Consider the following 16912-nt stretch of genomic DNA (forward strand, 5'->3'; position numbering starts at 1 on the left):
TCGCATGAGTACAGATGCCGTCGCCGTCATCGGATTCGTTGCGCTGTTTGCGCTGATGCTGTTGCGTGTGCCGGTCGGCATGGCGATGGGCCTCGTCGGCGTCTGCGGCTTTGGTCATCTGGTCGGCTTCACGCCGGCGCTGAAGCTGGTCGGCCAGACCTCGATGCGCACGGTGACCGACTACACCTTCGGCGTGATCCCGATGTTCCTGTTGATGGGAACGTTCGTCAGCAATTCCGGCATGAGCCGCGAACTGTTCCGCGCCGCCAACGGTTTTGTCGGCCATCTCCGCGGCGGGCTCGGCATCGCAACGGTAGCGGCCTGCGGCGGCTTTGCCGCGATCTGCGGCTCGTCGGTGGCAACCGCTGCGACCTTCTCGGCGGTCGCCTATCCGGAAATGCGCCGCTTCGGCTATCCGCAATCCTTTGCTACCGGCGTGATCGCGGCGGGCGGTACGCTCGGCGCCATGCTGCCCCCGTCCACCGTGCTGGCGGTCTATGGCATCATCACCGAGCAGGACATCGGCAAGCTCTTTATTGCCGGCATCATTCCCGGCCTGCTGGCGATGACCATGTACATGCTTACCATCGCGCTGATCGGCTGGTTCCGTCCGGACTTCCTGCCGAAGGGTAAGCCGACCACATGGCGTGAGCGCTTTGCCGGCTTGAAGAGCATCTGGGCGCCGGTGCTGCTGTTCATTTTCGTGATCGGCGGGCTCTACGGTTTGCCGTTCCTGCCGCGCTTCACGCCGACCGAGGCGGGCGGCGTCGGCGCCACCGGCGCCTTCCTGATCGGCGTGCTCACCGGGCGGCTCGACAAGGAGAAAATCCTGAACTCACTGCTGCAGGCGACCCGCACCGCCGCCGCGGTGTTCACGGTGCTGATCGGCGCGCTGATCTTCGGCTATTTCCTCACCGTGACGCAGACCCCGCAGAAGGTGACGGAGCTGCTCACTGGCCTCGGTCTCGGCCCCTATGGCATCCTCGCGCTGATCATGATCATGTATCTGGTGCTGGGCTGCCTGATGGATGCGATGGCCATGATCATCCTCACGGTGCCGATCATCTTCCCGGTCATCATGCATCTCGGCTTCGATCCGATCTGGTTCGGCGTGATCATCGTCATGACCGTCGAACTTGGCCTGATTCATCCGCCGGTCGGCATGAACGTGTTCGTCATCAAGAGCGTGGTGAAGGACGTCTCCTTCTCGACGATTTTTCGTGGCGTGCTGCCGTTCGTGGCGACCGATTTGATCCGGCTGGTGATCCTGATCGCGTTTCCGATCCTGGCGTTGTGGCTGCCGCAACGGATGGCCGGATAGGGTTACGACGATGACCCCGCAGCTTTCCACCAAATATGTCTTCACCATCACCGCGCGGATCGGCGCAGTGACGTCAGCGGGTGAAATCGGTACCGGCGTGCGGCGGATCATTCCGATCATCGGCGGCGAGGTGAAGGGCGAAGAGGTCAACGGCAAGGTTCTTCCCTGCGGCGCCGACTTCCAGATCATCCGCCCGAACGAATTGATCGAACTGGAAGCCAAATACGCCTTCGAAACCGACGATGGCGCGATCGTCTATATCGAGAACAAGGGCCTGCGTTTTGGTCCCGTCGACCTGCTGCAGAAGCTCAAGCGCGGCGAGCCGGTCGACCCCAGGCTGATCTATTTCCGCACCGTGCCGAAATTCGAGACCGGTGCGCCAAAATATCGCTGGCTGATGGAAAACTTCTTCATCGGCTCCGCGGCCCGCCACGCCAATCACGTCGTCATCGACGTGCATCAGGTGTTGTAGCTGCGGTCCCGGAATCGTGCTTTTCGCGGATACCTGCACACGAGATTGCGGGTGCGGCGCGCACCCGGTCTTCCCTGCGCCTCCACTTGGTGAGGGCGAGAAAGCTTCAGGCAAACCTCGGCCAGATGTGTCCCGAGATCGCGAAGTCATATTCCGCTGTCGTCACCCGCCAACGGGTCGCGCGAATGCGCGCCCGATGACAGGCTCCGGTGGGTGACCCAGTATTCCAGAGAAAGCAGTGACTAAGCCGATAAGCCGCGGCGTACTGGATCCCCGCCTTCGCGCGGATGACAGTTGAGTGTGTGTGGCGCTGTCTTCGCGTGTGTGTGGCGGAGGGCCGCGGCGTTGCAGATGCTTGCCAGAGTCCGGATAATTGGTTGCGCCGTACCCCTTATCCGCAATGCCGGCCGGAGACCCCATAACCCACCTTGACTCCCCCGTCCCAAAATCGTTATAAAACATAACTATTTTGGACAGGAAGCAATATAAGCCCATGGGAAACGCCTCCACCGTCTCAGCGGGTCAGTCCGACCTGCTCAAGATCGAGCAGAAGGGCGCGGTGCTGACCGTGGGCCTCAACCGTCCGGTCAAGCGCAACGCGCTGAATGACGGCATCATCCTTGCGATCCAGGATTGCTTCACGAGCCTGCCGGAAGGGATCGGCGCCGTGGTCATCCACGGCGTTGGCGATCATTTCTCCTCCGGCCTCGATCTATCCGAACTCACCGAGCACGACGCCACCGAGGGCCTGCGCCACTCTCAGATGTGGCACCGGGTGTTCGACCGTATCCAATATAGCCGCGTGCCCGTGATCGCGGCGCTGAAGGGAGCGGTGATCGGCGGCGGCCTGGAGCTGGCCTGTGCGGCGCATATCCGCGTCGCCGAGCCGTCAGCCTATTTCGCGCTGCCCGAAGGCCAGCGCGGCATCTTCGTCGGCGGCGGCGGATCGGTGCGGCTGCCGCGCCTGATCGGCGTGGCGCGGATGATCGACATGATGCTCACCGGGCGGGTCTATTCGGCCACCGAGGGTTCATCCTATGGCTTCTCGCAATACCTCACCGAAGCCGGCGGCGCGCTGCCTAAAGCGCTGGAGCTCGCCGAGCGCGTCGCCGCCAACGCGCCGCTGACCAATTTTGCCGTACTGCAGGCACTCCCGATGATCGCCGAGGCCAACCCACAGACGGGACTTTTGATGGAATCCCTGATGGCGACCGTGGCGCAGAGCGACAAGGAAGCAAAACGCCGCATTCGCGCATTTCTCGAGCACAAAACCGCAAAGGTGAAGCCGACCTGACATGAGCGCCACGCCCGGCATGTCCGCCTCGACCGATTCAGCCGCGCGCGCGGATCATCCGCTGCGTCCGATCTCGTTCGGCACGCCCGCGGTGCATGTTGAGCACCGCGACGACGGCACCATCTATTTGCGCCCGAAAGCGCAACTCCGCGACTATCCCGCCCGCATCACCGACCGTCTGCACCACTGGGCCGCAGCGGCGCCCGACCGGGTGTTCATGGCGGAGCGCAACGCCGCGCGGGGCTGGCGGCAGATCAGCTATGCCGAGCTGCTTGCCTCCTCGCGGCATATCGCGTCCGCGCTGCTGGCACGCGGCCTTTCGGCGGACAAGCCGGTCGTCATCCTGTCCGGCAACTCGATCGATCATGCGCTGATCGCGTTCGGCGCCTTCTATGCCGGCATTCCCTTCTGTCCGGTGTCGCCGGCCTATTCGCTGGTGTCGCGGGACTACGGCAAGCTCGGCTATTTGATTAAGCTGTTGACGCCGGGCCTTGTCTTCGTCGACGACGCGACGAAATTCGCCGATGCGCTGGCCGCCAATGTGCCGCCCGGAACCGAGATCGCCGCTTCCCGAGGCGTGCTGCCCGGCCGCGACATCACGACGCTTGCGGATCTGCTGGCGACCCCACTGCATCCGCGCCTTGATGCGGTGCACGAGGCGATCGGGCCGGATACGATTGCAAAATTCCTGCTCACATCGGGCTCGACCGGCAACCCCAAGGCCGTCATCAACACCCAGCGCATGATCTGCGCCAACCAGGTGATGCTGCGCGAGACGCTCGCCTTCCTGAAGGACGAGCCGCCGGTCATCGTCGACTGGCTGCCGTGGAATCACACCTTCGGCGGCAACCACAATATCGGGCTGACGCTCTACAATGGCGGCTCGATGTATCTCGACGAGGGCAAGCCGATGCCCGGCGGCATTGAGGAGACCGTGCGCAATCTGCAGGAGATTTCGCCGACGGTCTATTTCAACGTGCCCAAGGGCTATGAATCGCTATTGCCCTATCTGCGCAACGATGCCGCGCTGCGCAAAAAGTTCTTTGCCCGCTTGCACGCGATGTTCTTCTCGGGTGCGGCGCTGTCGGCCTTCGTCTGGAACAGCCTCGACGAGCTTTCGGTTCGCGAAACCGGCTATCGCGTGCCGATGCTGACCGGCCTTGGCGCCACCGAAACCGCGCCGTTCTTCATGTCGGTCAATCCGCACACCAGCCGTTCCGGCCATGTCGGGCTGCCGGTGCTGGGCAATGACGCCAAGCTCGTGCCCAACAATGGCAAGCTGGAGGTTCGCGCCAAGGGGCCGAACGTGATGCCGGGCTATTGGCGTCAGCCTGATATCACGGCGAAATGTTTCGACGAGGAAGGCTTCTACAGGATGGGCGACGCGCTCAAGCCTGCCGATCCCGACAACTTCGACGCCGGCTTCGATTTCGATGGCCGCATCGGCGAAGACTTCAAGCTCGCCAGCGGCACCTGGGTCAGCGTCGGCCCGTTGCGGGCGCGCTTCGTCGCGGCTTGTGCGCCGCTGGTGCGCGACGTCGTGATTGCCGGCATCAACCGCGACGAAATATCGGCGCTGGTGGTGCTCGATCTTGACGGCTGCCGCCTGATCAATCCGACGCTTCCGCTCGATGACCTCGCGGCCGTGGCTTCCGACCCGTTGATCGTTGCAGCCTTCCGCGAACGCTTCCAAAAATTCTTCGCCGACGCCACGGGCTCCTCGACCCGGATCACGCGCGCCGTATTGCTCGATGCGCCGCTGTCGATCGATCGCGGCGAGGTCACGGACAAGGGCTCGATCAATCAGCGCGCGGTGCTTGAGAACCGCAGCGCGCTGATCGAGGAAATCTATTCGCCTGTGCCATCGGCGCAAGTGATTACGCTGTAGCCGAATTCGTAACGAGAGCTTGTCAGGGAGAGCACCATGCAGTTGAAGGATCAGGCCGCCATCGTCACCGGCGGCGCATCGGGTTTGGGCGCGGCGACCGCGCGCCGGCTCGCCGCCCAGGGCGCCAAGGTTGCCATCTGCGATCTCAACGAAAAGCTCGCCGAATCTGTCGCAGCCGAGATCGGCGGCGTCGCCGTCACTTGCGACGTTTCAGATGCAGCCTCGGCGGAAGCCGCGATCGCGAAAGCCGCGGCGGCGCATGGTCCGGCGCGTGTGCTGGTGAATTGCGCCGGCATCGGCGTCGCCAAGCGCGTGATCGGCAAGGACGGGCCGATGGCGCTTTCGGATTTCGACAAGGTGATCAAGGTTAACCTGATCGGCTCCTTCAACATGCTGCGGCTGGCCACGGCCCCGATGTCGAAGCTGGAGCCGCTGGCGACCGGCGAACGCGGCATGGTGATCTCGACCGCCTCGGTCGCCGCCTACGACGGCCAGATCGGTCAATCGGCCTATTCGGCCTCAAAGGGCGGCATCGTCGCCATGACGCTGCCGATCGCGCGCGAGCTGGCGCAGTTTGGCATCCGCGTGCTGACGATCGCGCCGGGCCTGTTCCTCACCCCGCTGCTCGCCAATCTGCCGCAGGAAGCGCAGGACTCGCTCGCCGCCTCGATCCCGTTCCCGCGCCGGCTCGGCCAGGCCGACGAGTTTGCCTCGCTGGCGCTGCACATGATCGACAATCCATATCTCAATGGCGAGGTGGTGCGGCTCGACGCCGCGCTTCGCATGGCGCCGCGCTAGGATATTGCGATCCATGTTCATCAACCGGCGCGACGTCCAGATCCAGTGGGGCGACTGCGATCCCGCCAACATCGTCTACTACCCGCGATACTTCGCGATGTTCGACGATTCGACCTCGATCATGTTCGAAGCCGCCGGGTTTTCGAAACAGGACATCATCCGCAAATATGGCCTGGTCGGCATACCCATGGTGGATACGCGGGCGAAATTCTACATTCCCTCGACCCATGGCGAGTGGATCAGGATCGAGAGCCGGATCGACAGTTTCAAGCGATCGAGCTTCGAGGTGGTCCACAACGTGTTCAAGGCTGACGCCCTGGCGATCGAAGCGTTCGAGACCCGCGTGCTGGTCGGCCGTCACCCGGACGATCCCGAGAAGCTGAAATCGGCACCGATGCCGCCGGAGATCATCGAGCGATTCATGCGGGGCTGACGCAAGCTCCCGCATGACCTAAAGGAGGGGCTGAATTGAACGTGGCTTTTTGCTTTACACGATAAAGAGAAATTCAAGGGAGGAATGAATGAAGAAGGCTCTTCTGTCCGTTGCGGCTGTCATGGCGGCGCTGGCTCTGCCGGGCTCGCCGGCGGTTGCACAGACCAACGAAGTCACCATCGGCATCACTGTCACCACGACGGGACCTGCGGCGGCGCTCGGCATTCCCGAACGCAACGCGCTCGACTTCGTGCCGAAGGAAATCGGCGGCGTGCCGATCAAGATCATCGTGCTCGACGACGGCGGCGACCCGACCACAGCGACCACCAATGCGCGGCGGTTCGTGACCGAATCGAAGGCCGACATCATCATGGGCTCCTCGACGACGCCGCCGACGGTTGCCGTCTCCACGGTCGCGAACGAGGCGGGTATCCCGCATTTCGCCCTCGCGCCACTGCCGATCAACGAAGCCCGCATGAAGTGGTCGGTCGCGATGCCGCAGCCGATCCCGATCATGGGCAAGGTGCTGTACGAGCACATGAAGGCGCACGGCATCAAGACTGTCGGCTATATCGGCTACTCCGATTCCTACGGCGATCTCTGGGTCAACGACTTCAAGACCCAGGCCGTCCCGATGGGCCTGACCATGGTGACCGAAGAGCGCTACGCCCGTCCCGACACATCGGTCGCGGGCCAGGTTCTGAAGCTGGTCGCCGCCAATCCCGACGCCATCCTGGTCGGCGCTTCCGGCACCGCCGCGGCGCTGCCGCAAAGCACGCTGCGCGAGCGCGGCTACAAGGGCCTGATCTACCAGACCCACGGCGCCGCCAGCATGGACTTCATCCGCATCGCAGGTCCGGCGGCGGAAGGCGTGATCATGGCCTCAGGCCCGGTGATGTCGCCGGAAACGCAGCCCGACAGCGCACTGACCAAGAAGCCGGGGCTCGCGCTCAACACCGCCTACGAAGCCAAGTATGGCGCCAACAGCCGCAGCCAGTTCGCCGGCCACTCCTATGACGCGTTCGAAGTGCTCAAGCGCGTGATCCCGGTGGCGCTGAAGACAGCCAAGCCCGGAACGCCGGAATTCCGCGAGGCGATCCGTCTGGCGCTGATGTCGGAAAAGGAAATCGCCGCCAGCCAGGGCGTCTACAATTTCACCGAAAAGGATCGCTACGGCCTCGACGACCGTTCGCGCATCATCCTGACGGTGAAGGACGGAAAGTACGTTCCGGCGAAGTAGGGGGTCTGTATGGTGGGCACAGCGTTAGCGTGCCCACCATGGACCTGCGAACAGGAGAGATGGCCGCCACGGCGCTCGCGCGCCTTTGCCAGCCTACGGAGCCGAGCCTAAATCCCGCTCGCGCCTTCGTGCTGGAAGCCGAGATAGCTCGCCGCGACGCGCTGGTTGGCGGCGATGTCCTTGGCCGATCCGGACAGGATGAACTCGCCGAGCTCCATGACATAGGCGCGGTCGGCGATTTGCAGGGCGGCTTGGGCGTTCTGCTCGACCAGCAGCACCGAGACGCCAGCGGCCCGCAACTCACCGATAGTGCGGAAGATATCGGCCACGATGATCGGCGCGAGCCCCAGGCTCGGTTCGTCCAGCATCAACAGTTTTGGCGTACCCATCAGCGCACGGCCCATCGCCAGCATCTGCTGCTCGCCGCCCGAAAGCGTACCGGCGAGCTGCTTGCGCCGCTCCTTCAGCCGCGGAAACAGCGCATAGACGCGCTCGAACGATTTTGCGGCCGTGGCCTTCGGAATCCGGAATGCGCCGAGTTGCAGATTGTCCTCGACATTCATGGTGCCGAACAATTCGCGGTGCTCGGGGACGAGAGAGAGGCCCGCCGCAACGCGATCCTCGATATCGAGCGGGGTCATGTCGGCGCCGGCAAAGGCAGTGGCGCCCTTGAGCGGCAGGACGCCCATGATGGCGTTCAGCAGGGTAGTCTTGCCGGCGCCGTTGGCCCCGATGATGGTGACGATCTCATCGTCGGCGACCTCGAGCGAGACCGAGCGCACGGCTTCGACTTTTCCGTAGGAAACGTGGGCGTCGGACACCGATAACAGTGCGCTCATGCGGCAGCTCCGAGATAGGCCTTGATGACATCGGGGTTGGTCTTGATCTCAGCCGGCGTGCCCTCGGCGATCTTGGTGCCGAAATCGAGCACCACGATGCGGTCGGCGAGATCCATGACGAATCCCATGTCATGTTCGACCAGCAGCACCGACATGCCGCCGTCACGCAACTGGCGGAGCAACGCAGCGAGCCGTTGCTTCTCCATGTGGCGCAGTCCCGCGGCCGGCTCGTCGAGCAGCAGCAGCAGGGGATCGACGCACAGCGCACGCGCAATCTCGACGATGCGCTGTTGGCCGAGCGACAGGCTTCCTGCCAACTGGTCCATTTGGTCGGCGAGTCCGACGCGCTCAATCTGGCGCGCGGCTTCCGCCAGGAGTTTCGCCTCGTCGGCGCGGTCGAGCCGGAACATGCTGGAGATCGCGCCGGCGGACCCGCGCAGATGCGCGCCGATCGCGACGTTCTCCAGCACGGTCATGTCGGGGACGAGCTTGACGTGCTGGAAAGTGCGCGCGACGCCGAGCTTGACGACCTCCTGCGGCGGCGCATTGTCGACCTTGTGGCCGAGCACCGAGATGGTGCCGCCGGTCGTCGTCAGCACGCCCGTGACCAGGTTGAACGTCGTGCTCTTGCCGGCGCCGTTGGGACCGATCAGGGCGACGATCTCGCGGGCCTTAACGTCGAACGAGACGTCGTTGACGGCAATCACGCCGCCGAACTGCTTGCGCGCCTTCTCGATCTGCAGCAGCACGGCTGACGAAGCCTGCCCGCGCACAGGGGTGGCAAGTGGAAGCGAAGCATCGGGCGTCCTGCGGTTCGGCTTGATCGGCAGTCGGGACATCAGCCAGGGCCAGACGCCCGTCGGCGCCAGTTGCAAGAGCACGACCAGCAGAATGCCGAACACGATCGTTTCGAGCTGGCTCTGGCCGCCGAAGATATAGGGCAAATAGCTCTGCAGAATCTCCTTGAGGATCACGACGATCCCGGCGCCGAGCACCGCGCCCCAGACATAGCCGGCGCCGCCGACCACGGCGATGAAGAGATATTCGATGCCGGCATGCGCACCGAACGGCGTCGGATTGGCCGCGCGCTGGAAATGCGCATAGAGCCAGCCTGAGAGGCCGGCGAGCACGGCTGCATAGACGAACACCAGCAGTTTGGCGCGCGGCGTCTGCACGCCGAACGCTTCGCCGGCGATATGCCCGCGCCGCAACGCACGGATCGCGCGGCCGGTGCGGGAGTCCAAGAGGTTCATGGTCAAGAGTGCCGAGACCAGCACCGCGATCCAGATCGCGAAATAGATCGAACCGGGATCGAGCATCCGCAAGCTCCCGATCGAGAGCGGCGGGATGCCCGAGATGCCGTCGTTGCGGCCGAGGAACTCCAGCTTGCTGAACAGATAGAACAGGCCGATGCCCCAGGCGATGGTGCCGAGCGGCAGATAATGGCCTGATAGCCGCACGGTAATGATGCCGAGCAGAACCGCGGCAATGCCGCTGACCAGCAGCGAGAGCGGCAGCGTCAGCCACGGCGAGACGCCATAGGCCGTGGTCAATACCGCCGTGGTATAGGCGCCGAAGCCGCAGAAAGCGGCTTGGCCGAATGAGGTGAGGCCGCCGACGCCGGTCAGCAGCACCAGCCCCATCGCCACCAGCGCGGCGAGGCCGATATTGTTGAGCAGCACGATCCAGAACGGCGGGATCCCCGGAATGAAGGGAATCGCCGCCATGAGCGCTGCGAAGATGATGAGAGGCGTTCGCTGATTCATCGCGTCAGTCCTTCTCTTCCTCGACTTCCGGTGCTGCGAGCGACCGCAGCACCAGCACGGGAAGGATCAGCGTAAAGACGATGACCTCCTTGAAATTGCTGGCGTAGAACGAGGAGAACGCCTCGACGCTGCCGACCAGCAGTGCTGCGACCGCGGTCAGCGGATAGCTCACCAGTCCGCCGATGATTGCGGCAATGAAACCCTTGAGGCCGATCAGGAAGCCGGTGTCGTAGTAAAGCGTGGTGATCGGTACGATCAGAATGCCGGAGATCGCGCCGATCAGGGACGCCAGCAGGAAAGCGATCTGTCCCGACAATGTCGTGCGGATGCCGACGAGGCGGGCGCCGAGCCGGTTGACGGCGGTGGCGCGCAGCGCCTTGCCCGTCAGTGTGAAGCCGAAGAACAGCCACAGCGCGACGATGAAGGCGATGGTCAGCCCGTAGACCGCAAGGCTCTGGCCGGTGAAGCGCAGCGGGCCGATGGTGAGTGCTGTGTTCGAGAGTGCCGGTCCGCGCAGGCCTTCAGCCCCGAAGAACACCAGGCCGAGCCCCTGCAGCGCGAGATGGCAGCCGACAGACGCGATCAGCAACACCAGCACCGACGTATGCGCCAGCGGCTGAAACGCGATGCGGTAGAGGAACAGCCCGATCGCCGCGACGATCAGGAGCGATAACACGATGTTGACGGCGACGGAGGTCGTGGGGCCGGCAAGCCCGTAGGTCAGCGCCAGGATCGCGACGGGAAGAATGATGTTCACGGCAACCGCGCGCAAGATCCCTTTCAGCCGCAGCGATCGCCGCGCGTCGAACAGATCGAGGCCAAAGGCGACCACGCCCATGGCGACCGCCAGCTTCGCGGTGCCCGGCACCTGACCCGTTGCCAGCATGGCGTAACTCAGCGCGCCGAAGGTGACGAATTCGCCCTGCGGGATCAGGATGACGCGGGTGACAGCGAAGACCAGTACCAGCGCAAGCCCGAGCAGCGCATAGATTGCGCCATTGGTGATGCCGTCCTGCAAAAGGAACAGCATGATCGTCGTGTTCAAGACTGGCGCTCCCCCTGAAAGCGTCGCCGGTCCTGACCTCGTGCGGTCGGCCGGCCGGCCCATATCTCGGCAGTTGAAAGGAGCCGAAATTTGATATATCCAATAACAATTATCAAATATAACATCAAGGCCTCGGCCATCGGCCAGGGCTTTTCTCGGGTGCGAGCCTCTCCATGACAGTTTCCAAGGCAGCGACCGATGTCGTCAAGTCGTCGCGCAGCAATGGCAAGGAAATTGCCGACGGCGCCGCGGACATTGCCGGGCTGCAACTGGGGGAGCTAGCCGACCTGCTCGGCTATTCGCTCAAGCGTGCACAGCTTAAGGTGTTCGAGGACTTCCTGCGTTGCGTCGCGCCGCTGCAACTGACGCCGGCGCAATTCTCGGTATTGCTGTTGCTCGACCGTAATCCCGGACGCAACCAGACCGAAATCGCCAATACGCTCGGCATCCTCAGGCCTAATTTCGTCTCGATGCTGGATGCGCTGGAGAGCCGCGGCCTCTGTGCCCGGATGCGCTCGACCAACGACCGCCGCTCGCACATCCTGGTTCTGACCGACAAGGGAAGGGCGGTGCTGGCACGCGCCAAGAAGCTGGTTGCCTCTAAGCACGAGGCGCGCCTCAATGAATTGCTGGGTCCTGCGAACCGCATCGCGCTGCTCGAAATGCTGTCGAAGATCGCGGCGGAGTTTTGAGTGATGTTGTCATTCCGGGATGGTCCGAAGGACCAGGCCCGGAATCTCGAGATTCTCAGGTGCGCAATTGCGCACCGTAGTTCGTCGCTTCCGCTCCGCCCCGGAATGACAGTGTCTGGTATCACGCCGCGACGATGCGGCCCTGAATCTCGTGCGGCCCGCGCCCCGACAGGAATTGCCGCTCGATCTCGCCGGCGGGTAGCGGCTTGCTGAACAGGAAGCCCTGCATCTCCGTACAACCCTCGGAAACGATGCTGTGGAGCTGCTCCGCGGTTTCCACGCCCTCGGCGGTGGCCGTCATGCCCATGCCGTTGGCGAGCGCGGCAACCGCCCGCACGATGTTAAGCGAGCTCGAATTCTCGGTGATGTTCTTGACGAACGAGCGGTCGATCTTGATCTTGTCGAACGGGAAGCTCTGCAGATAGGTCAGCGACGAATATCCGGTGCCGAAATCGTCCATGGCGATCCGGATTCCGAGCCCACGCAACTGATGCAGCAGCGCGAGAGTAGCTTCCTTGTTGTGCAGCAGCACGCTCTCGGTGATTTCGATCTCCAGCCGCGTTGGGTCTAGACCGGAGGCGCCAAGGGCGCCTACGATCACCTGCATCAGACCGGGGCTGCGAAACTGCATCGCCGAAATATTGACGGCGACGTGAAGCTTGTCGGGCCACTGCGCGGCGGTGGCGCAGGCCTGCCTGATCACCCACTCGCCCATCGAGATGATGAAGCCGATCTCCTCGGCCAACGGAATGAAACTTGCCGGCGAGATCATTCCCTTGGTCGGATGATTCCAGCGTATCAGCGCTTCGAAGCCGCTGATTTCCTTGCTCGCCAGGTTGACGACCGGCTGGTAATGCAGCTCGAACTCGCCGCCCGGCAGCGCCCGGCGCAGGTCCCGCTCCATGATGCGGCGGGTCTGCATCTGCAGGTCCATTGCGGGCTCGAAGAAGCGGAACGTGCCGCGGCCGTCGCTCTTGGCACGATAGAGCGCGAGGTCGGCATTGCGCAGCAGCTTGTCGGGCTTCGATCCGTCGCCGGGGCCGACCGAAATGCCGATGCTGACGCCGATCACGGCCTGCTGGTCGTCGATGTCGTAGGGCTCGCTCAGCGCATCGATAACACGTTGCGCCAGCGAAGTAGCCTCGGCGGGGTCCGCGATCGCGGCCTGCACGATCACGAATTCGTCGCCGCCCATCCGCGCGATCGTGTCGGCTTCGGCAACGAGGGAGCGCAGCCGCTCGGCAACGGTCCGGAGCAACCTGTCGCCGGAGGGATGCCCGAACGTATCGTTCACCGCCTTGAACTGATCGAGATCGAGATGATGCACGGCGACCATTTCGTCGTCGTGAACCCGCCCGAGCGCCTGTTCGAGCCGGTCGTTCAACAGCACCCTGTTAGCAAGATCGGTCAGCGCATCGTGGTGCGCCATGTATTCGATCTTGACCTCGGACTGGCGCTGCTCGGTGATATCCTCATGGGTGGCGACCCAGCCGCCGCCCGGCATCGGCCGGTGCCGGATCTTGAAGGTGCGGCCGTTCATCAGCTCGACAATGCTATCCTTCGCTACATTGGAGACCGCCACATTGGTGCGCCATTGCAGATATTCGTCGCGCGTCATGGCCGGGAAGCTGCCCGCTTCGAAGCGCAGGTCGACGATCTCGATCAACGACATGCCGGGGCTGACGCGCTCAGGCGCGATATCGTACATCGTGACAAAGCGATCGTTGCAGACGATCAGGCGATGATCGGAATCGAAGAAGCAAAGCCCCTGCGACATGTTGTTGATCGCCGTGTCGAACTGAAAGTTCTTGCTGCGCAGCGCTTCTTCCTGTTCCCGGCCGAGTTCGTATTGTCTCTTCAGCCGCGCATTGAGCTCTTCACGCTCGGTAATATCCTCATGGGTCGCCATGCCGCCGCCGCCCGGCATCGGGTAGACGGTGTAGGCGATGATCCGGCCGTCGACGAACTCCTGCACCGTGGTGTCGAGCGCGATGTCGCGGCCGACGCGTTCGCGGATGTAGTCATCGGGCGCGCCTTGCACCTTCAGGCCAAGGTCGAGCCGGTGGCGGATCAGCTCGTGGGTCGGCGTGCCGGGCTTCACCCGTTCAGGCGAGAGCCCGTACATTTCCCGGTAACGCTCGTTGCAGAAAACGACCTCGCGCTTCTCGTCGAAGATGACGATGCCGAGCGACAAATGGTTGATCGCCTCCTCGAGGCGCGCACTCAACTGCGCTGGACGCGCGTCGGTGATCTGGCGGTGATCCGTCATACAGCGTTTCCCCAGCCGCAAACGGCGGCCCCTCCTCGTCCAGGAGAGCGGCCATTAGAAGCGGAAGCTGGTGAATCGCACCTTCGGACCTGGCCAACGCGCGCGGGTTCCTCGCAACTTGCTCAAGAAGGCATTAACGCCATCGCGGAACCTACAGGATGCCGGTTGTCGCCCGTAAAACCTAGGCGGGGTCTACCAGGATCACTCTGACGTCATTGACGTTGGTGAGCGTCGGACCCGTCAGCAGGAGATCGTCGGTGGCTGAGAAGAATGCGGTGGCATCGTTATTGGCGAGATAGGCCGCGGGATCGAGACCGAGCGACTTCATCTTGGCAAACGTCGTCTGATCGATCACGGCGCCGGCCGGGTCGGTCGCGCTGCCGGCGCCGCCGTCGGCGCCGTCGGTGTCTGCGGCGAGGGCCACGATGCCGGCCGTGTCCTTCAGGAGGTCCGCCAACGCCAGCGCATATTCCTGGTTGGGCCCGCCACGGCCATTGCCGCGCACGGTGACCGTCAGTTCGCCGCCCGACAGGATCGCGGTGCGTCTGCCCTCGCTGCGGGCCTTCAGCGCCAGTCGTGCGTGGTCGGCCGCAATATCGCGCGCCTCGCCTTCGAGATCCGCGCCGAGACCTATGACCTCGTAGCCCGCGTCCCTGGCGACCTTGATCGCTGCGTCGAGCGAAGCCTTCGGCTTCGCAATCATCTCGAATTGCGCGCGGGCAAAGGCGGGATCGCCGGGCTTGCAGCTCTCGTTCCCGGGATCGTCGAGTGCGTGCCTGACGGCATCGTCGACCGTGAGATTGTACTTTGCGACCAGGGCGCGGGCGTCCGCCAGCGTGGAGGAATCCGGCACCGTCGGTCCCGACGCAATCGCGGAAGGATCGTCGTGCGGCACATCGGAGATCGCAAGCGTCACGATCTCGGCGGCGCGTTGGCCAGCGCGCGCCAGCCGGCCGCCCTTTATCCGCGACAGATGCTTGCGCACGATGTTCATCTCGCCGATCGGCGCGCCCGACCGCAGCAGCGCGCGGTTTACCTGCTGCTTTTGTGCGAACGAAACGCCGTTGGCCGGCGCGATCCAGTTTGCCGAGCCGCCGCCGGACAGCAGCACCAGCAATAGATCATCCGCGGTTGCTTCAGAGGCGAGACGCAGCGTTTCGTCGGCGGCTTGCAGCCCGGCTTCGTCGGGCACGGGGTGGCCCGCTTCGATAATCCTGATCCGCCGCGTCGGCACGCCGTGGCCATGGCGCGTCGTGGCAAGGCCGGTCAGTCGTGACGGATCGAGCCTCAGCGTATCGAGGTAGTGCCGCTCGGCTGCGGCGGCCATCGCTGCCGCACCCTTGCCGGCGGCGAGGCAGATCACCTTGCCTTTGGGGACGGGACGCAAATGCGCTGACAGCACGACGTCGGGATGCGCAGCCGCAACGGCCGCGTCAAAGATCGCACGCAAAAGGGAACGCTGGTCGGTCATGGTTTGCAACGAGGCTGGCAACGGGACGGGAGGTCTCGTTATCCATCCAATCGCTGCAAAAGAAAACCCCCGCAGGATGCCTGCGGGGGCGCTTCGGCCCGCAAAAATGGGCCGATCGGGATTCGAAATGACTAGCCGCCGGCCTCGCCGGAGAGGATTTCGCCGAAGCGCTCCCAGGTTTCACCCTTGAATCTCACCAGTTGTAGCTGGGAGATGGGCGCAAAGTCGGTTGCTGACGTATTGATCTTGATGCCAGGCAACAGTCCCCCAAGTTCGAGGTCCTTGATGCTTGCGGCCTGTTTCATCACATTTTCTCGGGTCAGGTTGTCGCCGCAAGACTTCAACACATGTTCCAGCGTTTGTGCCACCGTGTAACCATACATCACGAATGCATCGACGCGGTTGGCCTCGGGATAATACTTGTCCAGGAATTCGTTCCAGGCCTTCATGCCAGCATCATTCTTCCACTCCGGATCGACGGGATCCTTGAGGTACTGCGAAGAGATAATCTCTTGCGCATTCTCAAAGCCGGCCGGTTTTATGACACTGCCGATCGAGGCGGAGACGCTGTTGAGGAAGTGGAGGGGCTTCCAGCCGAGCTCGGCGTTCTTCTTGATCGCCTGCGCCGCGAATTTCGGTGTAGTGATGTTGACGAACACGTCGGCGCCGGTGGCCTTCAGCTTGACGATATGGGAATCGATGGTCGGTTCGGAGACCTCGTAGCTTTCCTCCAGGACGATCATCGATGCAGCCTTGGCGCCGAGCCCATCCTTGAAGCCCTTCAGATAGTCCTTACCGTAGTCGTCGTTCTGGTAGAGAATCCCGATCTTGGCGTTCGGCTTCTCCTTCAGAATGTATTTGGCATAAATCTGCGTTTCGCTCTGGTAGTTGGGCTGCCAGCCCATCGTCCACGGAAAATTCTTCGGATCGTTCCACTTGGTGGCGCCGGTGGCAACGAACAGTTGCGGCACCTTCTTGCTGTTCAGGTACTTCTGGATCGCGGTGTTCGGCGGAGTACCGAGCGGGTTGAAGACGACCAGGACTTCATCGCTTTCGACCAGCTTGCGTGCCTGCTCCACCGTCTTCGGCGGGCTGTAGGCGTCGTCGTAGCTGATGAAGTTGATCTTGCGGCCGTTGATGCCGCCTTCAGCGTTGACCTTGCGGAAATAGGCTTCTTCGGTCTTTGCGATTACGCCATAAGCGGAAGCAGGTCCGCTGTAAGGCATGATGTTGCCGATCTTGATCTCGGTATCGCTCGCGCCCGGATCGTATTTCTTCTGCGCGAGAACGCCGCTCGATGATGCGGCGAGCAATCCGAGCGCGGCTGAAAGGACTGCCAGTTTTTTTGTTGCGGACATTTCTGTCTCTCCCTTTTCATTTACTA

Annotated in this window: 14 protein-coding genes; 8 read left to right on the forward strand and 6 right to left on the reverse strand. The window is 63.2% G+C overall.

The window, feature by feature from the left end; all coding sequences use genetic code 11:
- Positions 1-4 precede the first annotated feature (4 nt).
- From HCN50_RS10755 to HCN50_RS10785, 7 genes are all read left to right on the forward strand, one after another.
- On the forward strand, positions 5-1321 hold the full coding sequence (locus HCN50_RS10755; RefSeq protein WP_171709614.1) for a TRAP transporter large permease: 1317 nt from the start codon (positions 5-7) through the stop codon (positions 1319-1321).
- A gap of 10 nt (positions 1322-1331) precedes the next feature.
- Positions 1332-1793, forward strand: coding sequence for a DUF3237 domain-containing protein (locus HCN50_RS10760; RefSeq protein ID WP_171709615.1), 462 nt, complete (start codon positions 1332-1334; stop codon positions 1791-1793).
- Between the two features lie 493 nt (positions 1794-2286).
- A complete protein-coding gene (locus HCN50_RS10765) occupies positions 2287-3087 on the forward strand; it encodes a crotonase/enoyl-CoA hydratase family protein (protein ID WP_171709616.1) in 801 nt (266 codons plus the stop codon).
- Position 3088: 1 nt separating this feature from the next.
- Positions 3089-4975 carry a feruloyl-CoA synthase gene (locus HCN50_RS10770; protein ID WP_171709617.1) on the forward strand — a complete coding sequence of 629 codons (1887 nt, stop codon included), beginning with the start codon at positions 3089-3091 and terminating at the stop codon, positions 4973-4975.
- 36 nt (positions 4976-5011) lie between these two features.
- On the forward strand, positions 5012-5773 hold the full coding sequence (locus HCN50_RS10775) for an SDR family NAD(P)-dependent oxidoreductase (RefSeq protein WP_171709618.1): 762 nt from the start codon (positions 5012-5014) through the stop codon (positions 5771-5773).
- A gap of 13 nt (positions 5774-5786) precedes the next feature.
- A complete protein-coding gene (locus HCN50_RS10780) occupies positions 5787-6206 on the forward strand; it encodes an acyl-CoA thioesterase (RefSeq protein ID WP_171709619.1) in 420 nt (139 codons plus the stop codon).
- Between the two features lie 88 nt (positions 6207-6294).
- Positions 6295-7446, forward strand: a complete 1152-nt coding sequence (locus HCN50_RS10785) for an ABC transporter substrate-binding protein (RefSeq protein ID WP_171709620.1) — start codon at positions 6295-6297, stop codon at positions 7444-7446.
- A 107-nt stretch (positions 7447-7553) separates the two neighbouring features.
- On the opposite strand, the gene HCN50_RS10790 is transcribed toward HCN50_RS10785, so the two are convergent.
- From HCN50_RS10790 to HCN50_RS10800, 3 genes are read right to left on the reverse strand one after another with little or no spacing between them, the layout of a single operon-like run.
- Entirely contained in the window at positions 7554-8285 is a 732-nt protein-coding gene (locus HCN50_RS10790; RefSeq protein WP_171709621.1) for an ABC transporter ATP-binding protein, read from the reverse strand.
- Positions 8282-10051, reverse strand: a complete 1770-nt coding sequence (locus HCN50_RS10795) for a branched-chain amino acid ABC transporter ATP-binding protein/permease (protein ID WP_171709622.1) — start codon at positions 10049-10051, stop codon at positions 8282-8284. The genes HCN50_RS10790 and HCN50_RS10795 overlap by 4 nt, the downstream gene beginning before the upstream one ends.
- A 4-nt stretch (positions 10052-10055) precedes the next feature.
- Positions 10056-11096, reverse strand: a complete 1041-nt coding sequence (locus HCN50_RS10800) for a branched-chain amino acid ABC transporter permease (protein ID WP_171709623.1) — start codon at positions 11094-11096, stop codon at positions 10056-10058.
- 173 nt (positions 11097-11269) lie between these two features.
- Here HCN50_RS10800 and HCN50_RS10805 point away from each other — a divergent pair, with 173 nt between their 5' ends.
- Positions 11270-11788 (forward strand): MarR family winged helix-turn-helix transcriptional regulator, encoded by a 519-nt coding sequence (locus HCN50_RS10805; RefSeq protein WP_171709624.1) that lies wholly within the window; start codon positions 11270-11272, stop codon positions 11786-11788.
- A 121-nt stretch (positions 11789-11909) separates the two neighbouring features.
- Here HCN50_RS10805 and HCN50_RS10810 read toward each other — a convergent pair whose 3' ends face one another.
- From HCN50_RS10810 to HCN50_RS10820, 3 genes are all read right to left on the reverse strand, one after another.
- Positions 11910-14057 carry a sensor domain-containing protein gene (locus HCN50_RS10810; protein WP_171709625.1) on the reverse strand — a complete coding sequence of 716 codons (2148 nt, stop codon included), beginning with the start codon at positions 14055-14057 and terminating at the stop codon, positions 11910-11912.
- 181 nt (positions 14058-14238) lie between these two features.
- Positions 14239-15528, reverse strand: a complete 1290-nt coding sequence (locus HCN50_RS10815; protein WP_171709626.1) for a glycerate kinase type-2 family protein — start codon at positions 15526-15528, stop codon at positions 14239-14241.
- Between the two features lie 131 nt (positions 15529-15659).
- Positions 15660-16886 carry an ABC transporter substrate-binding protein gene (locus HCN50_RS10820; RefSeq protein WP_171709627.1) on the reverse strand — a complete coding sequence of 409 codons (1227 nt, stop codon included), beginning with the start codon at positions 16884-16886 and terminating at the stop codon, positions 15660-15662.
- Between the last annotated feature and the right edge of the window lie 26 nt (positions 16887-16912).

The sequence above is a fragment of the Bradyrhizobium archetypum genome (assembly GCF_013114835.1).
Taxonomy (GTDB): domain Bacteria; phylum Pseudomonadota; class Alphaproteobacteria; order Rhizobiales; family Xanthobacteraceae; genus Bradyrhizobium; species Bradyrhizobium archetypum.